General features: G+C 67.8%; 14 protein-coding genes. 9 read left to right on the forward strand and 5 right to left on the reverse strand.

All coding sequences use genetic code 11. The annotated features are described in order from the left end of the window. Nucleotides 1-91 precede the first annotated feature (91 nt). Nucleotides 92-1,258 carry an MFS transporter gene (locus tag H7H34_RS02415; RefSeq protein ID WP_209006135.1) on the reverse strand — a complete coding sequence of 389 codons (1,167 nt, stop codon included), beginning with the start codon at nt 1,256-1,258 and terminating at the stop codon, nt 92-94. A 242-nt stretch (nt 1,259-1,500) separates the two neighbouring features. Here H7H34_RS02415 and glpK point away from each other — a divergent pair, with 242 nt between their 5' ends. The 5 genes from glpK to H7H34_RS02440 all read left to right on the forward strand — a co-directional run bounded on the left by glpK (nt 1,501) and on the right by H7H34_RS02440 (nt 6,797). Continuing rightward, nucleotides 1,501-2,997, forward strand: coding sequence for a glycerol kinase GlpK (glpK, locus tag H7H34_RS02420; protein WP_185924124.1), 1,497 nt, complete (start codon nt 1,501-1,503; stop codon nt 2,995-2,997). 161 nt (nt 2,998-3,158) lie between these two features. Beyond that, the gene (locus tag H7H34_RS02425) at nt 3,159-4,097 is read left to right on the forward strand and encodes a bifunctional helix-turn-helix transcriptional regulator/GNAT family N-acetyltransferase (RefSeq protein WP_185924125.1); all 939 of its coding nucleotides are present in this window, start codon (nt 3,159-3,161) and stop codon (nt 4,095-4,097) included. Next, the gene (locus H7H34_RS02430) at nt 4,094-5,008 is read left to right on the forward strand and encodes a DMT family transporter (RefSeq protein WP_185924126.1); all 915 of its coding nucleotides are present in this window, start codon (nt 4,094-4,096) and stop codon (nt 5,006-5,008) included. Before H7H34_RS02425 ends, H7H34_RS02430 begins: the two co-directional genes overlap by 4 nt. 146 nt (nt 5,009-5,154) lie before the next feature. Next, nucleotides 5,155-5,877, forward strand: a complete 723-nt coding sequence (locus tag H7H34_RS02435; RefSeq protein ID WP_185924127.1) for a hypothetical protein — start codon at nt 5,155-5,157, stop codon at nt 5,875-5,877. 143 nt (nt 5,878-6,020) lie between these two features. After that, entirely contained in the window at nt 6,021-6,797 is a 777-nt protein-coding gene (locus H7H34_RS02440) for a DUF1194 domain-containing protein (protein WP_185924128.1), read from the forward strand. A 9-nt stretch (nt 6,798-6,806) separates the two neighbouring features. Here H7H34_RS02440 and H7H34_RS02445 read toward each other — a convergent pair whose 3' ends face one another. From H7H34_RS02445 to H7H34_RS02455, 3 genes are read right to left on the reverse strand one after another with little or no spacing between them, the layout of a single operon-like run. Further along, on the reverse strand, nt 6,807-7,673 hold the full coding sequence (locus H7H34_RS02445; protein WP_185924129.1) for an SDR family oxidoreductase: 867 nt from the start codon (nt 7,671-7,673) through the stop codon (nt 6,807-6,809). 25 nt (nt 7,674-7,698) lie between these two features. Then, nucleotides 7,699-8,547 (reverse strand): TrmH family RNA methyltransferase, encoded by an 849-nt coding sequence (locus H7H34_RS02450; RefSeq protein ID WP_120270250.1) that lies wholly within the window; start codon nt 8,545-8,547, stop codon nt 7,699-7,701. Then, the gene (locus tag H7H34_RS02455; protein WP_185926408.1) at nt 8,544-9,488 is read right to left on the reverse strand and encodes a class I SAM-dependent methyltransferase; all 945 of its coding nucleotides are present in this window, start codon (nt 9,486-9,488) and stop codon (nt 8,544-8,546) included. The genes H7H34_RS02450 and H7H34_RS02455 overlap by 4 nt, the downstream gene beginning before the upstream one ends. A gap of 288 nt (nt 9,489-9,776) precedes the next feature. Between H7H34_RS02455 and H7H34_RS02460 the strand changes: the two genes are divergently transcribed. The 4 genes from H7H34_RS02460 (at nt 9,777) to H7H34_RS02475 (ending at nt 14,665) form a co-directional block, all read left to right on the forward strand. Further along, entirely contained in the window at nt 9,777-10,514 is a 738-nt protein-coding gene (locus tag H7H34_RS02460; RefSeq protein ID WP_185924130.1) for an SRPBCC family protein, read from the forward strand. Nucleotides 10,515-10,639: 125 nt separating this feature from the next. Next, nucleotides 10,640-11,131, forward strand: a complete 492-nt coding sequence (locus tag H7H34_RS02465; RefSeq protein WP_120270924.1) for a (2Fe-2S)-binding protein — start codon at nt 10,640-10,642, stop codon at nt 11,129-11,131. Between the two features lie 226 nt (nt 11,132-11,357). Then, the gene (locus tag H7H34_RS02470) at nt 11,358-13,727 is read left to right on the forward strand and encodes a xanthine dehydrogenase family protein molybdopterin-binding subunit (protein ID WP_185924131.1); all 2,370 of its coding nucleotides are present in this window, start codon (nt 11,358-11,360) and stop codon (nt 13,725-13,727) included. 137 nt (nt 13,728-13,864) lie between these two features. After that, entirely contained in the window at nt 13,865-14,665 is an 801-nt protein-coding gene (locus tag H7H34_RS02475; RefSeq protein ID WP_185924132.1) for an FAD binding domain-containing protein, read from the forward strand. Between the two features lie 103 nt (nt 14,666-14,768). Here H7H34_RS02475 and H7H34_RS23255 read toward each other — a convergent pair whose 3' ends face one another. Beyond that, nucleotides 14,769-17,204: a methyl-accepting chemotaxis protein gene (locus H7H34_RS23255; protein ID WP_208996908.1), complete on the reverse strand. Its 2,436-nt coding sequence runs from the start codon at nt 17,202-17,204 to the stop codon at nt 14,769-14,771. Nucleotides 17,205-17,386: the final 182 nt, after the last annotated feature.

Genomic DNA, 17,386 nt, shown 5'->3' on the forward strand with positions numbered 1-17,386 from the left:
GCCGAAGACGACCTTTCACGCAAGGCTTGCGTGATGCGCGAAGCGCCGATGCCCGGACAAGGCACGGCGCTTTTTGCGTTTCAGGGGCGGCTCAGATCTCCTTCGTCCGCGACAGGCGCCGCAGCCGCAGCATCGCGATCAGCCCGGCCGCCGGCCCCAGCGCCAGCAGGGCCAGAAGCACCGCCCAGCCCGAGTGCTCGGCGATCACCGGCGCGGCCTGTACCGTGACGAAGGTCAGCGCGAAGCCGATGGCCGTCTGCAGGGTCATCAGGCTGCCGGCCTGTTCCGGCGGGGCGAAGTCGGCGACGAGGGCCGAGAACTGCGGCGAGTCCGGGATGATCGAGGCGCCCCAGAGCAGAAAGATCGCTGCCAGCAGCCAGACCGGCCCGCCGAAGCAAAGCGCTGCGGCTATCGCGCTGGCGAAACTGACCGCGAGCGCGATGATCGCCACCGTGTCCTTGCCGATCCTGTCGGCGAACCAGCCGCCGACGATGCAGCCGAGACCGCCGAGCGCGATGGCGGCGAAGGTGACGATGCGGGCGAGCGCCAGCCCTTCGCCTTCGCCGAGCACGGGCACGAAGGCGGCGGCCATCGTCACCCCGGCCCAGGTCCACATGGCATAGAGCTCCCACATATGGCCGAAATAGCCGGCATAGGCGAGGCGGATGCGCCGGTCCGTCCAGGCGCGGCGGATCACCGCCGGATCGAAGCGCGGGGAGGTCGCATGATGCGGCCCGAGCCGTACGGCGAGCGCAAGGCCTGCCGCTATGAGCGAGGCGGCGGAGGCGATCAGCACGGTCGCCCGCCAGTCGGCGCCGCCGCCAAGTGCGATCACATGCGGCAGAGCCGAGCCGAGCGTCACGGCGCCGACCAGCAGGCCGACGAGAAAGCCGCGATCCCTCAATCCCCAGCCGACGGCGATCTTCATGCCCACCGGATAGACGCCGGCAAGCAGCGCACCGGTGGCGACCCGCGCCAGGATCGCCCCCGTGCCGCCGATGGGCAGGATCAGCAGAGCCGCATTGACCAGGGCCGCAAGCGCGGCGCAGGCAGCGAAGAGGCGCCCGGGATGCAGCCGGTCGGGCAGGCCGAGAATGGCGGAGGCGAGCGCGCCGATCACGAAGCCGATCTGTACCGCGCTCGACAGCAAGGCCTGGCGCACCGGCGTGATCGGATGCTCGGCCAGCATCTCGGGCAGGATCGCGGCGGAGACGAACCACAGCGACAGCGCCGCGATGACCGCCAGGGCCAGGAGCAAGAGCGAGCGTGTCTTGGGCGCAAGGAACATGGCGGAGCGGCGGCTGGTCGGAAGACTTGCCGGCGATCCGGCGGGGCGGCAGTCTGGCGACAGTAACAGCGGCCGGGCCTTGCGTCGATGCACCGCCGCGCCTGACACGACGCCGGCGGGAGATGGCGGGTTTTCGGGTTGTCGGTTTTCTGCTTCGTTTGACTGTCGATTTGGGGCAATAAGGAAAGAAAGCGAACATTTGGAGGAAACGCGTGAGCGGCGCATACATACTCGCGATCGACCAGGGCACCACCTCGAGCCGGGCGATTGTCTTTGATGGCGCATTCCGGTCTGTTGCCGTCGGGCAGCAGGAATTCGTCCAGCATTTCCCGCGTTCCGGCTGGGTCGAGCATGAGCCGGAGGACCTGTGGACCTCGACGCTTGCCGTCTGCCGCGAGGCGCTTGCCGGCATCGACGGCGGGGCTTCGGTCATCGCCGGCGTCGGCATCACCAACCAGCGCGAGACGACGCTGGTGTGGAGCCGCAAGACGGGCGAGGCGGTGTGCCGCGCCATCGTCTGGCAGGACCGCCGCACGGCCGAGACCTGCGCTGCGCTGAAGCGCGAGGGCCACGAGGAACTCTTCACCCGCAAGACCGGCCTTTTGCTCGACCCCTACTTCTCCGGCACCAAGCTGGCCTGGATCCTCGACAATGTGGACGGCGCGCGGGAACGCGCGGAAAGCGGCGAACTGCTGTTCGGCACGGTCGACAGCTGGCTGATCTGGAAGCTGACGGGCGGCCGGTCGCACGTCACCGACGCGACCAATGCCTCGCGCACGCTGCTCTACAACATCGACGAGAACCGTTGGGACGAGGAGCTCTGCGGCCTGCTCGGCGTGCCCATGTCGATGCTGCCGGAGGTGAAGGACAGCGCGGACGAGTTCGGCACGGTCGATCCGGAGCATTTCGGCGCGGAGTTGAAGATCCTCGGCGTTGCCGGCGACCAGCAGGCGGCAACCGTTGGCCAGGCCTGCTTCCGACCCGGCATGATCAAGTCGACCTACGGCACGGGCTGCTTCGCGCTGCTCAACACCGGCGAGACCCGGGTGGCCTCGCAGAACCGGCTGCTGTCGACCATCGCCTACCGTCTTGACGGGCAGACCACCTACGCGCTGGAAGGCTCGATCTTCGTCGCCGGCAGTGCCGTGCAGTGGCTGCGCGACGGGCTCGGCATCATCGGGGCGGCGGCAGAGAGCCAGAAGCTGGCCGAAGCTTCCGACCCGGCGAACCGCCTCTATCTCGTGCCGGCCTTCGTTGGGCTCGGTGCGCCCTATTGGGACCCGGATGCACGCGGGGCGATCTTCGGCCTGACCCGGGCAAGCGGTCCGGCCGACTTCTGCCGCGCGGCGCTGGAGAGCGTCGGCTACCAGACCCTGGACCTCATCGAGGCGATGCGGGCCGATGCGGCGGACATGGACACCGACGACATCGTACTGCGCGTCGATGGTGGCATGACTGCCTCGGATTGGACGATGCAGTTCCTCTCCGATCTGCTTGCCGCGCCGGTCGACCGGCCGCAAGTGCTGGAGACGACCGCGCTGGGGGCGGCTTGGCTTGCCGGCTACAAGGCGGGCGTGTGGCCGGGAATGGAGGAGTTTTCACGCTCCTGGCACCTCGACCGCCGCTTCGAGCCGCAGATGGAGGAAGGCGAGCGGGCGCGCCTCCATGCCGGCTGGCAGGACGCGGTGCGCAGAACCCGCAGCACCTGACGCGAGGCTGGTCGCCCAGCCTGAGAACCGACAGGAAACGACGCGCAGTCCCTAAGGCTGCGCGTTTTTCGTTCTGCGTAATTCCGCCACGGCCATTTCCGTTGACCAACGCATGCGATCCGATATCTTGACTGAAGCAACACTATTGAGAGATCGGCAACATGTTGGACTCTGCCGTGCGCGACGAGGACGTCGCTGCCGTCCGTCAGTTCAATCGCTTCCACACAAGGCTGGTGGGCGCGCTGAACGAGCGCATGCTCGCCACCGACTATACGCTTGCCCAGGTACGCATTCTCCATGAACTCGCCTGCGCCCGCCCCGATGCGCCGCCTTCGGCGCGCGAGTTGGGAGATGTCCTGCAGATGGATGCCGGTTATCTCAGCCGGCTGCTGTCGGGACTGGAGAGCGACGGGCTGCTGGTCCGTACGCCTTCGCCGGAGAACGCCAAGCGGCTGGCGCTGGCCTTGAGCGATCGCGGGCGCGAGGTCTATGCCGGGCTCAACGAGGCATCGACCAGGGAAGTCGGGGTGCTGCTGGCGCCGCTGTCGCAGGAAGAGCGCAGCCAGGTCACCGGCGCCATGGCCCGCATCCGCCGGCTGCTGGGCGACACGCCGGACACCCGCACCTTCATCCTGCGCGATCCGCGCCCCGGCGATCTCGGCTGGATCGTCCACCGGCAGGCCGCTCTGTATGCCAAGGAATACGGCTTCGACTGGACCTTCGAGGGGCTAGTCTCGGAAATCGCCGGCAAGTTCATCGCTGAGTTCGATCCGGCCCATGAGCGCTGCTGGATCGCCGAGATGGAAGGCGAGATCGTCGGCTCGGTCTTCGTCGTGCGCCAGGACGAGGAGGTCGCCAAGCTGCGCATGCTCTATGTCGACCCGGCAGCGCGCGGACGCGGGCTGGGCCGGGCGCTCGTCGATGAGTGTCTGCGCTTTGCCCGCAGCGCCGGCTACCGGCGCATGGTGCTGTGGACCAACGACATTCTGGTGTCCGCGCGGCGCATCTACGAGGCGGCCGGGTTCGAACTGCTGGAGGAGGAGCGGCACCGCAGCTTCGGCAAGGACCTTGTTGGCCAGATCTGGGGGCGCAACCTGTGAACGGGCCGATCTTCGCCTCGATCTTCACCGGCCTGCAGGTCGGAGCCACGCTGGTGGCGAGCGAGGCGGTGGTCGCCGAAGTCGGCGCCGGGCGGCTGGGTTTCCTGCGCTATGCCATCGCGTTGCTGATCCTGGTGCCGGTCGCGCTGCTCTCGTCCGGCACGCCGGTCTCGCGGCGCGACATGCTTCCCGTGGCGCTGATTGGCATCGGCCAGTTCGGCGTCCTAGTGGCCCTGCTCAACGTGGCGGTGTTGCATACCGGCTCGCCGCGGGTGGCGCTGGTGTTCGCGACCCTGCCCATTGTCACGCTGGCGCTGGGGCTGCGCTTTGCATCGGGGCGCGTTTCGCCGCTGGAGCTCGCCTCCATCGTGCTGTCGGTGATCGGCGTCGTCTTCCTGCTGGCGGGCGAGGCCCTGACTGGCCGCATGCTCGCCTCCGACTGGATCGGCGTCGGCTGCGCGGCGCTGGCGACGCTGACCGGTGCGCTGTGTTCCCATCTCTACCGGCCGTATCTGCAGCGCTGCGGCGTCGCCAAGGTCAGCGTCATCGCCATGCTTGCCTCGCTGGTGCCGCTCGGTGTCATGGCGCTTTTCGAAGGGCAGGGCCTGCCGATGGCCGACTGGTCGCGGCAGACGCTGGTTCTGGTCGGTTTTGTCGGCCTGTCGAGCGGCGTTGGTTTCCTGCTCTGGCTCTATGCGCTGAGCCGGCTGCAGGCCGCGGTGGTGACGGCCTTTCTCGGTCTCAGCCCAGTGACGGCGGTGATCCTGTCGGTGGTGTTCCTGGGGGCGGCGCCAACGCTGACGCTCGCCGTGGCCATGGTGCTGGTGGTCGGCAGCCTTGCCACGACGGCCTTCGCGCAGCGCCGTGGGCGAAAGATGCCGCCCCTGCCGGCAGGAGGCGGCGGAGGTTAGGGTGTTTTGCACTCATTGAGGGCATTACCTAGAGTAAAATTCGTCTCCTGATTGAAAATAGCTCGTGATCGGGATTGAATGCCTCCCGGGGTTTCGCTTGCAGAGACCCCAGGGTGCTTCATTCATGCATTTTTCAGGAGACGATCATGTCCGCGACCAGCCATTCCTTGCATGCGTTGCCGCTTCCCTACGCCGGACTGCCCTATGTCGACGATGTCGAGCGTTTCGATGAGACGGGAGATGGGCATCTGTTTTCGAAGATTGCCGACATTCTTGTCGAGGCTGGCCTCGAAAACACGTTCGGCGTCAGTCTGCTTCATGTTCACTTCACGCTCGGAGCCGGCGAAGTGGTCTGGGAAAGCCACGACAGGCGCGCCAATACTCTCTCGACCGGGGTGTGTGCGCAGGCCTCCGTTCTCTCCCGTGGCGGCCTGCCGACCTCGTGGCGGTTTCTGGACGGCCGCTGGCTGCCGCTTGCCTTCGCGCGTCACGGGCTGGGCGAGGCGGACCTGTCGCGGGCTGCGGCCGCGATGGAGCGGATCGGGCGCGTGCTGGAAGAGACCGGGCAGGCGGGGCGGTTCGGCCTTTGTCTGGCACAGGGCGGGCTTCGCTCCTGGCCGCTGCGCATCCATGTGGAGCGCACCGACGAGGCCGGGCGGCGCCAGGTCCTGGCGCCCGAATGGCTGCCGCTGCGCGACCGCGGGCAGGATCTCGACACATCCTGGACGTTCCGGCCGTCGTTGCTGGCGCGGGCCGGCATTGTCCGCAACTCCGGCAAGCGGTGCCGCACCAAGTGCAAGACCACATGCCTTGTCGGGAGCGTCCACGGCCCCTGGCACGAGGGAAAGACGCATGAATCCGGTGCGTGACCCAGGCGCCAAGGCGGCTGACCTTTGCTAGCCACAGCCGGCTCGGGCTGGCGATAATGTGAAGGGCTGCCGATTGTTTGGCCTTTCGGCTCCGCCGCGGGCCGTGTTTGACTGAAGGTCCCGGACGTTCAGGAGACACGGCCATGCGCGCATTCGCCTGCCTTGCCCTTTCCCTCCTCGTGGCGCTCGCCGCGCCGGTCCACCGGGCAGGTGCCGAGGAGCTCGACCTGGAACTGGTGCTGCTCGCCGATTCCACCGGCTCCATCGATGATGCGGAGATCCGGTTCCAGCGGCAGGGCTATGCCGACGCGATCACCGACCCGATGGTGCTCTCCGCGATCCTCGACAACGTCTACGGCAAGATCGCGGTGACCTATGTCGAATGGGGCAACGACGTCTCGCAGGACGTGGTGGTCGCGTGGACGGTCATCGACGGACCGCAGGCGGCGCAAGACTTCGCGCAGAAGCTGATGGCTGCGCCGCGGCGCGCCTTCGGCCGCAATGCCATCGGCTCGGCCCTGCTGAAGGGCAAGCAGCTGATCGAGGGCAACGACTACACGGGCCTGCGCCGTGTGATCGACGTTTCCGCCGACAGCGCGAACAGCTGGAGCGGGCCGCCGCTGGAAACGGCCCGCGCCGAGGTGGTTGCCTCGGGCATCGTTATCAACGGTCTCGCCGTGCTGTGTCGCCACTGCTCCGGCCGGCCGGTCTCCTACGATCTGGAGGCGGCCTTCGCCGAGCGCATCATCGGGGGGCCGGGTTCCTTCGTCGTCTCGGCCGATTCCACCGCGACCTTCGCCGATGCGGTCCGCAAGAAGCTCATCCTGGAAATCGCCGCCATCCCGCCTCGGCGCAATCTTGCAGCACTCGAGGGACCGAAGGTGCGCTTCGGCGCGGCAGGCGAGACGGCGGTGGACTGACGCGGCGGCTCAGCGCCAGCCGTCGCGGTGGAGGGCGTCAAGCGCGGTCCGGTAGTCGGGATAGCGGAACGTGTAGCCGAGCTCCCGCTTCACGCGCTCATTGGAGACGCGCTTGTTCTCGCCATAGAAGGAGCGGGCCATCGGCGACAGGTCGGCGGTCTCGAAATCCTGCTCCGGCGGCGGCGCAACGCCCAACAGCTTCGCCGCATAGGTGATCACGTCCTGGGGCGGCGCCGGTTCGTCGTCGGTGACGTTGAAGATACGCGTCGCCGGGGTGGCATGGACCGCCGCCTCCAGCGCACCGGCAATGTCTTCCACATGGATCCGGTTGAACACCTGGCCCGGCTTGATCAGCCGGCGGGCGGTGCCCTTCTCGAAATTCATGAAGGCATTGCGGCCCGGACCGTAAATGCCAGACAGGCGGAAGATCTGGACCGGAACGTCATGTTCCGCTGCAAAGGCGAGCCAAGCCTCTTCCGCCTCGACCCGCTGGCGGGAGCGCCGCGATACTGGCCGGCAGGGCGTTTCCTCGTCGACCCAGCCCCCGTCGTGATTGCCGTAGACGCCGACGGTGGAGAGGTAGCCCACCCAGTTCGGGCGCGCGGCGGCAAGGTCGGCGGCGTGATGGGCAAGCACCGGATCGCCGGCCTCGCCCGGCGCGATGGAGACGAGCACATGGGTGGCATCGGCAAGCGCCTCGCGCACTGCCTCGCTGGGCGCAGTGCCGTCGAAAAGGACGGGCACAATGCCCCGCTCGGCAAGCCGCGCGGCCTTCTCCTCGCTTCGCGTAGTCGCCGTGATCGTCTCGCAGCGGCTGGAGACGCGTCGGACGAAAGCATCCGCCGAATAGCCGAGGCCGAAGACGAAAAGGCGCATGGTTCAGGCTCCCGAAAAGGTCTGATCAGGTGAGTGAGAGGTCGCCGCGACGGATCTCGTAGAGCATCACGGCAGTCGCGACCGCCAGATTGAGGCTGTCGGCCTGGCCTGTCTGCGGAATGCGAGCGAGCGCGCTGCAGGCCTCCGCCATCTCCTGCGGCAGGCCGGACTGCTCGTTGCCCATCAGCAGCAGCGACGGGCGGCGATAGTCGATGGTGCGATAGTCGGACGAGCCCTTGAGATGGGTGCCGACGACCGTGCCCGGCCAGCGTGCGGCGAGCTCGCGAAAGCCCTCGCGGGTGAGGCGGGCCAGCGGCACATGGAACAGCGATCCCATGGTGGCGCGCACCGCCTCGACGGCGAAGGGATCCGTGGTGTCGCCGACCAGGATGACACCGGATGCCCCGACCGCGTCTGCGGTGCGGATGATGGTGCCGAGATTGCCAGGGTCGCGCACCTGGTCGAGCGCCACCCACACGCCCTGCGGCGCAGCGGCGAAGGCTTTCTCCAGCGCGGAAGCGGAGAGCAGGCGCTGCCCGTAGACGCCGACGACCATCTGCGGATTGTCGCGCCGGGTCATCGCGGCCAGTACGGCGGTGGAGACCTCCAGGATCGTGGCGCCGCGCGCCCTTGCGGTCGCTGCGACCTCGCGCGCCGGGGCGCTGTCGCGCGCCTCCGGGCCGAGCACCAGCATGTCGACCTCCCAGCCGGCAGCCAGCGCGTCGGTGGCAAGCTTCAGCCCTTCGGCGACGAAGCGCCCGCTCTTCTGGCGGTGCTTGCGCTGGGCGATCAGCGCCTTGATGTCCTTGACCAGCGGATTGGAGAAGGAGGTGACCTGCTTGACCTGTCCGGGACGCGGGAGGTTCGTGCTCATGAGGCGCTCCAGCGGCTGTAGAGCGAGGTGGAGAGCGCGCGGCTGCCGCCTTCCTCGCGCAGCACCAGCTCGCCGGAGGCAAGCACGCCGCCGCGCCGCGACAGGGTTTCGGCCATCAGCTCGTGCAGCGACAGGAAGCTCGCGCGGATCGCATAGGCCGTCAGCACCAGGAAGTCGGCTTCCGGCGACAGGATCTCCTCGATCATCGGCATCAATGCGGGCAGGCTTTCATAGAGGTCCCAGACCTCGCCCTTCGGGCCGCGGCCGTATTTCGGCGGATCGAGCAGGATGCCGTCGTAGCGGTTGCCGCGCTTGACCTCGCGGGCGACGAATTTCACCGCGTCCTCGCAGATCCAGCGCACCGGCAGGTCGTCCAGCCCGGACATCGCCTGGTTCTCGCGCGCCCAGCCGATCGCCTTCTTGGAGGCATCGATATGGGTGACCTCGGCCCCGGCCGCGGCCGGTACCAGCGAGGCAAGGCCGGTATAGCCGAACAGGTTGAGGATGCGCATCGGCTTGCCGCCGGCCGCCTTGCGGGCGGCCACCCGCTCGGCCATCCACTGCCAGTGCGCGGCCTGCTCGGGAAACACGCCGACATGGCGGAACGACATGAACCGGCCGAGGAAGTGGACGTCGTGAAAGCGCATCGGCCAGGTTTCGGGCAGGTCGCGGTTCAGCCGCCAGCGGCCCGGGCCGTCGTCCTCGTCATTGCCGGTGAACACGGCATCGGCCGACAGCCAGCGCTTTTCCGGCAGGCGCGGTGCGCCCATCGCCTGGGGCTCCGGCCGGTCGACGACGATGCGGCCGTAGCGCTCCAGCTTGCGTCCGTGCCCGAAGTCGAGCAGCGCGTAGTCCTCCCAGCCGCGTGTTTCCAGCATCAGCGGCCAGCATGCGGCCGGCGGCTTGCCGGCAGGGGCGGGAGCGGGATCGGAGCCGGGCATGGCGGAGCGAGCGGACACGGGAACGAACTGCCTTTTCGTACGGCCCGGCGCCGCGCCGGGCAAGATCTGGCGCCCACCGTCGCGCGGGTGCCGTTTCCGTTGGCCTTAGGGCGGTTCATGGCGCGGGTCAATCTCCTCGCGTCGCCCGCGCACTGCTGCGCTGCACCAAAGAGAAGTTTGTAGCTGATTTTCTTTCAAGCACTTGAAAGGTGTGATCGGCTTGGCCAAGCTTAGGGAAAGGGTCGGCGTTCCGCAGGGCGCGCGCCGAAGAGAGGGATTGGCGTTTCCATGGATTTGGTTGGCGAGTATCGGATTTTGGCGGGTCGCGGGGCGGTTTGGGCCGCGCTGAACGATGCGGATGTTCTGCGTCGGTGCATTCCCGGTTGCGAGGAGCTTGAGAAGGTTTCGGATCGGGAGATGACGGCGACGGTCGTTGCGAAGATCGGGCCTGTGAAGGCGACGTTCAAGGGCGCGGTGACGCTTGAGAACCTGAACCCGCCTGAGAGCTACACGATTGTCGGCGAGGGCAAGGGCGGGGTTGCCGGCTTTGCCAAGGGCGCGGCGGATGTGTCGCTGGCCGAGGACGGGGCCGAGACGGTGCTGAGCTACACGGTGAAGGCGCAGGTCGGCGGCAAGCTGGCGCAGCTTGGCAGCCGTCTGATCGTGTCGACGTCGCGCAAGATGGCGGACGAGTTCTTCGGCAAGTTCAAGGAGATCGTGGAGGGCGGCGCGGCGTCGGGCGAGACTGGTGCTGCTGCTGGCGCTGGTGCTGCGGCGTTTGCGGACGAGCCGGATGCGGGCGAGATCGAGGCGGCGAAGAGCGCGGCTTTGTCGCGGCTTCCCGGCGATGTCGGCGAGGCGGTCTCTGATGCGGTGCACGAGGCGGAGGAGCGGGTCGTGAAGACGGCGCGCGAGGTCGAGACCGAGGTCGAGGCGGCGGCGGGCCGGGGTTTTCTCGGCGGCCCGATGGTGTGGGGGCTTGCGGCGCTTGCGGTGGTGATCGTGATCCTGGCGCTGACACGGTGAGGTTGGCGCGCTGAGTTTGGCGCGCCGGTGTTGGCGCGCACTGGTTTGGGCAACAGGTTTGAAGATGGCCGGCCGGGTCCTGAAGGGGCGTTGGAACAGGCCTTTTGGAACGAGGGAGGATTTGCATGGCCGAAGTGAGCATGGTCGTGAACGGGCGGACGGTGACGCGGACGGTCGAGGACCGGACGCTTCTCGTTGAGTTCCTGCGCGAGGGTCTTGGCCTGACGGGGACGCATGTGGGCTGCGACACGTCGCAATGCGGGGCGTGCGTGGTGCATGTGGACGGCAAGGCGGTGAAGTCCTGCACGATGCTTGCGGCGCAGGCCTCGGGGTCGGACGTGACGACGATCGAGGGTCTTGCGTCCGGGGGTGAGCTGCACCCGGTGCAGGCGGCGTTCAAGGAGCATCACGGGCTGCAGTGCGGCTTCTGCACGCCGGGGATGATCATGGCGGCGGTGGACATGATCGCGCGCCATGGCGGGGGACCGCTGGACGAGGCGACGATCCGGGCCGAGCTGGAAGGCAACATCTGTCGCTGCACGGGCTACCACAACATCGTCAAGGCGATCGCGGCCGCGAGCCAGACGATGGCCGGGATGAAGACGGCGGCCGAATAGGGCGCTGAAGCCGCCCTGCCGGTGCAAGGCCCGCGGCCGTTCTGGGGCGTTCTGGGGGGAACGGCCCTGCGGCGGGCCTGCCGGGCAGGGTGTCCGGGCGCATCGTCCGGATCAGGGCTTCGGGCCAGAACTTCGGGCAAGGACAGTTCGAGCAAGGACAATGTCGAAGCGGAGTGCGGCGCGGCGAGGAGGCCGGCGGCCGCGGGCATCCGCGAGGGAGGACGAGATGGCAGGTTCGGTTGAAGGTATCGGCGCGCGCGTGCAGCGCCGCGAGGACAAGCGCTTCATCACCGGCAAGGGCCGCTACACGGACGACATGACGGTGGCGGGCATGGCGCATGCGGTGTTCGTGCGCTCGCCCCATGCTCATGCGAAGGTGGTGTCGATCGATGCGGATGCGGCCCGGGCCATGCCGGGCGTGATCGCGGTGCTGAGCGGGCAGGAACTGGTTGCGGACGGGGTGGGCAACCTGATCTGCGGCTGGATGATCCACTCGAAGGACGGCAGCCCGATGAAGATGGGCGCCTGGCGGGCGCTGGAGAGCGAGCATGTGCGCCATGTCGGCCAGGCGGTGGCGGTGGTGATCGCCGAGACGCGGGGCCAGGCGCGCGATGCCGCCGATGCGGTGGAGGTCGAGTACGAGCCGCTGCCCGCGGTGGTGGATGCGCTGGACGCGCTGAAGGACGGCGCGCCGCAGCTGCACGAGGAAGCGCCGGGCAACCTGATCTACGACTGGGAGATCGGCGATGCGGCCGCCACCGAGGCGGCCTTCGCCTCTGCGGCGCATGTGACGCGGATGGAGATCCGCAACAACCGGCTGGTGCCGAACCCGATGGAGCCGCGCGCGGCCCTTGCCCAGTACGACGAGGCGGACGAGCACTACACGCTGTGGACGACCTCGCAGAACCCGCATGTGGCGCGTCTGGTGCTGTCGGCCTTCTACAACATCGCGCCGGAGCACAAGCTCAGGGTGATCGCGCCGGATGTGGGCGGCGGCTTCGGGTCGAAGATCTACATCTATCCGGAAGAGATGGTGTGCCTGTGGGCGTCGAAGAAGACGGGCGTCCCGGTGAAGTGGACGTGCGAGCGCACGGAGGCGTTCCTGACGGACGCGCATGGCCGCGACCACTACTCGGAAGCGGAGATGGCGCTGGACGCGCAGAACCGGATCCTTGGGCTTCGGGTGAAGACGGTGGCGAATCTCGGCGCCTACATGTCGCTGTTCTCCTCGTCGGTGCCGACCTATCTCTACGCGACGCTCTTGTCTGGCCAGTATGCGATCCCGGCGATCCACTGCAACGTGAAGACGGTCTACACCAACACGGTGCCGGTGGATGCGTATCGCGGGGCGGGGCGGCCGGAGGCGACCTACCTGCTGGAACGGATGATGGAGACGGCGGCGCGCGAGGTGGGGATGGACCCGGCCGAGTTCCGGCGGGCGAACTTCATCCGCTCGTTCCCGCACCAGACGCCGGTGATCATGTGCTACGACGCGGGCGACTACGATGCCTCGCTGGAGGCGGCGCTGTCGGCGATCGACTATGCGGGCTTTGCGGCGCGCAAGGCGGAGGCGGCGCGGCGGGGCAAGCTGCGCGGCATCGGGCTGTCCTGCTACATCGAGGCGTGCGGCATTGCGCCGAGCCAGGCGGTCGGCTCGCTGGGAGCGGGCGTCGGCTTGTGGGAATCGGCGGAGGTGCGGGTGAACCCGGTCGGCACGATCGAGGTGCTGACGGGCTCGCACAGCCATGGCCAGGGCCACGAGACGACCTTTGCGCAGCTGGTGGCGGAGCGGTTCGGCGTCGGCCTCGACACGGTCGCGATCGTGCATGGCGACACGGACAAGGTGCAGTTCGGCATGGGCACCTACGGCTCGCGCTCGGGCGCGGTCGGCATGTCGGCGATCGTCAAGGCGCTGGACAAGGTGGAGGCGAAGGCGAAGCGGATCGCAGCGCACCTGCTTGAGGCCTCGGAAGGGGACATCGCGCTGGAGGGCGGCACGTTCAAGGTGGCCGGCACGGACAAGGAGCTGCCGTTCTTCCAGGTGGCGCTTGCCGCCTATACGGCGCACAACCTGCCCGCCGGGATGGAGCCGGGCCTGAAGGAGGGGGCGTTCTACGACCCGACCAACTTCACGTTCCCGGCCGGCACCTATGTGTGCGAGGTGGAGGTGGACCCGGAGACGGGCAAGGTCGAGATTGTCGACTTCGTTGCGGCGGACGACTTCGGGACGATCATCAACCCGATGATCGTGGAAGGGCAGGTGCATGGCGGTCTGACGCAGGGCATCGGCCAGGCGCTGCTGGAGAACGCGTCCTATGACGCGGACGGTCAGCTGCTGTCGGCGTCCTACATGGACTACACGATGCCGCGCGCCGACGACGTGCCGTCCTACCGGCTGATGACGACGGTGACGGCGTGCCCGGGCAACCCGCTGGGGATGAAGGGCTGCGGCGAGGCGGGGGCGATCGGCTCGCCGCCGGCGGTGATGAACGCGATCACCGACGCGATCGGCACCAACGCGCTGGAGATGCCGGCAACGCCGCAGGCGGTGTGGGCGGCGCTGAAGACGGTCCGGCCGGCACAGGCCGCCGAATAGGGCAGCGGAGCAGCACGGCGGAACAGACGCCCACGCAATCCTTGAGGACGGCGCTCCCGGACGGCCCTAGGCCCCGGGGGCGCCTCACCAGACGAGCAAGAGGCCCGGTCGGAACTGCCGGGCGAGGGAGAACCGGGATGTACGAGACGACCTATCACCGGGCGACGAGCGTCGCCGATGCGGCGGCGAAGATCGCCGGCAGCGAGGACGGCAAGATCCTGTCTGGCGGCATGACCTTGCTGCCGACGATGAAGCAGCGGCTGGCGGCGCCGTCCGATCTTGTCGACGTGACGCATGTCGCCGACCTGAAGGGGATCGCGGAGACGGGCGGTGCCTTGCGGATCGGGGCGGCGACGACCCATGCGGAGGTTGCCGGCTCGCAGAGCGTGCGGCGGCTGGCGCCGGGGCTTGCGGAGCTTGCCGGCCATATCGGCGATCCGCATGTGCGCCACCGCGGGACGATCGGCGGATCGATCGCCAACAACGACCCGGCGGCGGACTATCCTTCGGCGATGCTGGCCTTGGGGGCGACGATCGTCACCGACAAGCGCCGGCTTGCGGCTGAGGAGTTCTTCACCGGCCTGTTCGAGACGGCGCTGGAGGAGGGGGAGATCGTGACGGCGGTAGAAATCCCCGCCTGCGCGGCCTGCGCCTATGCCAAGTATCCGAACCCGGCCTCGCGCTATGCGATGGCCGGCGTGTTCATTGCCCGCACCGAGGACGGGGTACGGGTCGCGGTGACGGGCGCCGGGTCGAACGGCGTCTTCCGCCACGAGGGGCTGGAACAGGCGCTGTCGCAGAGCTTCACGCCGGAGGCCGCGGCCGCCGTCGCAACCGAGGCCGACGACCTCATCTCAGACATCCACGGCTCGGCCGAATACCGCGCAAACCTCATCGCCGTCATGGCCAAACGAGCAGTCGCTAAACTCGCAGGCTGACAAACCACGCCGCACGTCGACGGGGCTACCCAAAGCAAACAGCCCGGGTGGATAAACCGCCCGGGCTGTTTTTTGTTCTCAAGCCGCTATCGGCTGACCGGGATCAGGCCGCTGCGACGTCGTTCAGGAAGCGGTCGATCTGGGCGCGCAGCTGACGCGTCTTCTCGCCGACATCGCTGGAAGCGACGAGAACCATGTCCGCCGAAGCGTTGGTTTCGGCGACCGCATTGGCCAGTTCGCCCATGTTGCTGGTGACCGACGTGGTCCCCTCGGCCGCGTTCTGGACGTTGCGCGAGATCTCGTTGGTCGCCGCACCCTGCTGCTCGACGGCAGCGGCGATGGCGGAGGTGTAGCTGTCGACCTCCTGCATCGTCTGGGTGATCGCGGCGATGGCCTCGACGGCCTCCTTGGTCTCGCCCTGGATCGCGGCGATCTGGGCGCCGATCTCCTCGGTTGCCTTGGAGGTCTGGTTGGCCAGTTCCTTCACTTCGGCCGCGACCACGGCGAAGCCCTTGCCGGCTTCACCGGCACGCGCTGCCTCGATGGTGGCATTGAGAGCCAGCAGGTTGGTCTGCTCGGCAATCGCCTGGATCAGGGTCACGACCTCGCCGATCTTCTGCGCGGCGGCTGCAAGACCCGAGATCTTCTCGTTGGTCTGGCGGGTGCCATGGCTCGCCTGGTTGACGACCTCGGTGGTCTGGCCGACCTGGCGGGCGATCTCGGCGATGGACGCGGCGAGTTCCTCCGCGGCGGTGGCGACGCTTTCCACATTGTGCGTGGCCGCGCCGCTTGCCTGGGTGGTCTCTTCCGCGCGCCCGGCGCTTTCGCCGGCAATGCGCGTCAGGTCACGAGCGGTTGCTTCCATGCCGGCGGCGGTGTCGCCGACGGACGACAGCAGTTCCTGGACCTGCGCCCGGAAGGAGCCGATCAGCTCGTCGACGCGTGCCTGACGAGCGGCGGCGGCCTGCTGCTCGAGTTCCTGCTCTTCCCGCATGCGGGCACGCTCGCGGGCATTGTCGCGGAACACCTCGACCGTGCGGCTCATCGCGCCGATCTCGTCGCCGCGCTCGGTGCCGTCGATTTCCACATCGGTATCGCCTTCGGCAAGCCGGCCCATGATCTCGGTCAGGCGGCGCGTCGGGCGGGTGATGGCGAGCGACAGGACGATGGCGACGGCAATGCCGAGGCCGACGACGCTGGCCAGCGTGACCACGATGGTCCAGAAGCTGGCAGTGCCCGAGCCGGCAGCCCGCTCGGCCTGCTCGCTGGCGAGCGAGGTGATCTGGCGGCGCATGTCGGCGGTGACGCCCGCGAGCTGCTGCGAGGACGTACGGACGGCCTCGAGGCTCTTGAGCATGTTCTCGAAAGACGTGCGGTAACCGTCGATCTCGGTCTGCGCCAGCTGCACCTTCTCGGCGACCCCCGGGAACTGGCTGGCCGAGGCGGCGAGCGTTCCGGCAACGAAGCTGAGTTCGGAGATGTCGCGCATCACGACTTCGGCATTGGTGTCGCCGAAGCCGGACAGGAAGCCGAGCGTCGTCGACTTGACCGCAAGGGCCTGCCGCGACAGGTCGCTGGCATTGGCCGAGACGAGGTCGACCTTGATCAAGGCGATGTCGCGGGACTGGACATCCTGCTGGATCGCATCGATGGCCTTGTAGGCGGACGTCTGGACATCCTTGGCCGCCGCGACGATGTCTTCCAGCGTCTTGTTGACCTGGCCGCGCAGCTTGTGAACATCGGCGAAGGACGTGGTGCCGGCCAGCGTGGTGAACTGCTCCTGCAGTTCGGCGGAGCGGCTCGCCAGCAACTCGACGCTTGCCTGGTCGACGCCGTCGACGCGAGCATTGGTCAGCGCACGCGCATTGTCGCGAAGCTTCTGGGCTTCGGCCATTGCCTCTTCCAGCAGGCCGTCGGCGGTCGAGGTGGTTGAACGCAGGAACATGTACTGGGTGCGCAGCGCCTCTTCGCGCAGTGCCACGACGAAGCGGATGATGTCATCCGCCTTGCGCCGGGTGGCGGCAGCCCGCAGGCTCTCGCGCTTGGCATCGCGGCGGACGATCTGCATGTCGCCGTTGATCTGCTTGGACAACTCGCCGAGGCGGGCAATCGAGGCGGCCAGTTCGCCGTTCAGTTCCTGCTGGCGGCTGGTCTCCGAGCCTACATCGGCGAAGTTGTTGCGCATGACCGAGACGGCCTCGATGGCGGCAGACACTTCGCTGCTGGCGGTCGCATCGCTGGCGACGGACGCCTTCAGTGCCTCGAGCTCCTTGGCGAGATCGCTCACGGCGGCTTCGGTCTTTTCAGCGTCCTCCGCCTTGCGGCTCTGGAGGAAGGTCTCGCGAGCGGCGGAGACCTCCTGCAGGCTGGCGACGACACCGGTTGCGATTCTCGACGTGTTCATCTGGCTGGTCAGGCCGCCGATGGCCATGGTGCCGACACCGCCGAGAACAGCCGCAAGAAGCAGTACGATTGCAAAGCCGCCACCGATCTTGGCGGCAAATCCGAGATTGCCAATCAGGCCCAACAGCCGGGACATAAACTACCCTCCACACCCGTTCGTTGTGGAACCCTAGGCGTGCGTCGGTGAATCTTCGGTAAAATCCGGGGGAATTTTCTCCGGAAAACAACTTAAGCGATTCCAAGGGCTTGAAAAGAAACGGCGCGCCTACGGAGAGGCGCGCCGCATGTCGTTGGACAAAATCGCCGGTTGTCGCCCGT

This window comes from Stappia sp. 28M-7 (assembly GCF_014252955.1).
Classification (GTDB): Bacteria; Pseudomonadota; Alphaproteobacteria; order Rhizobiales; family Stappiaceae; genus Stappia.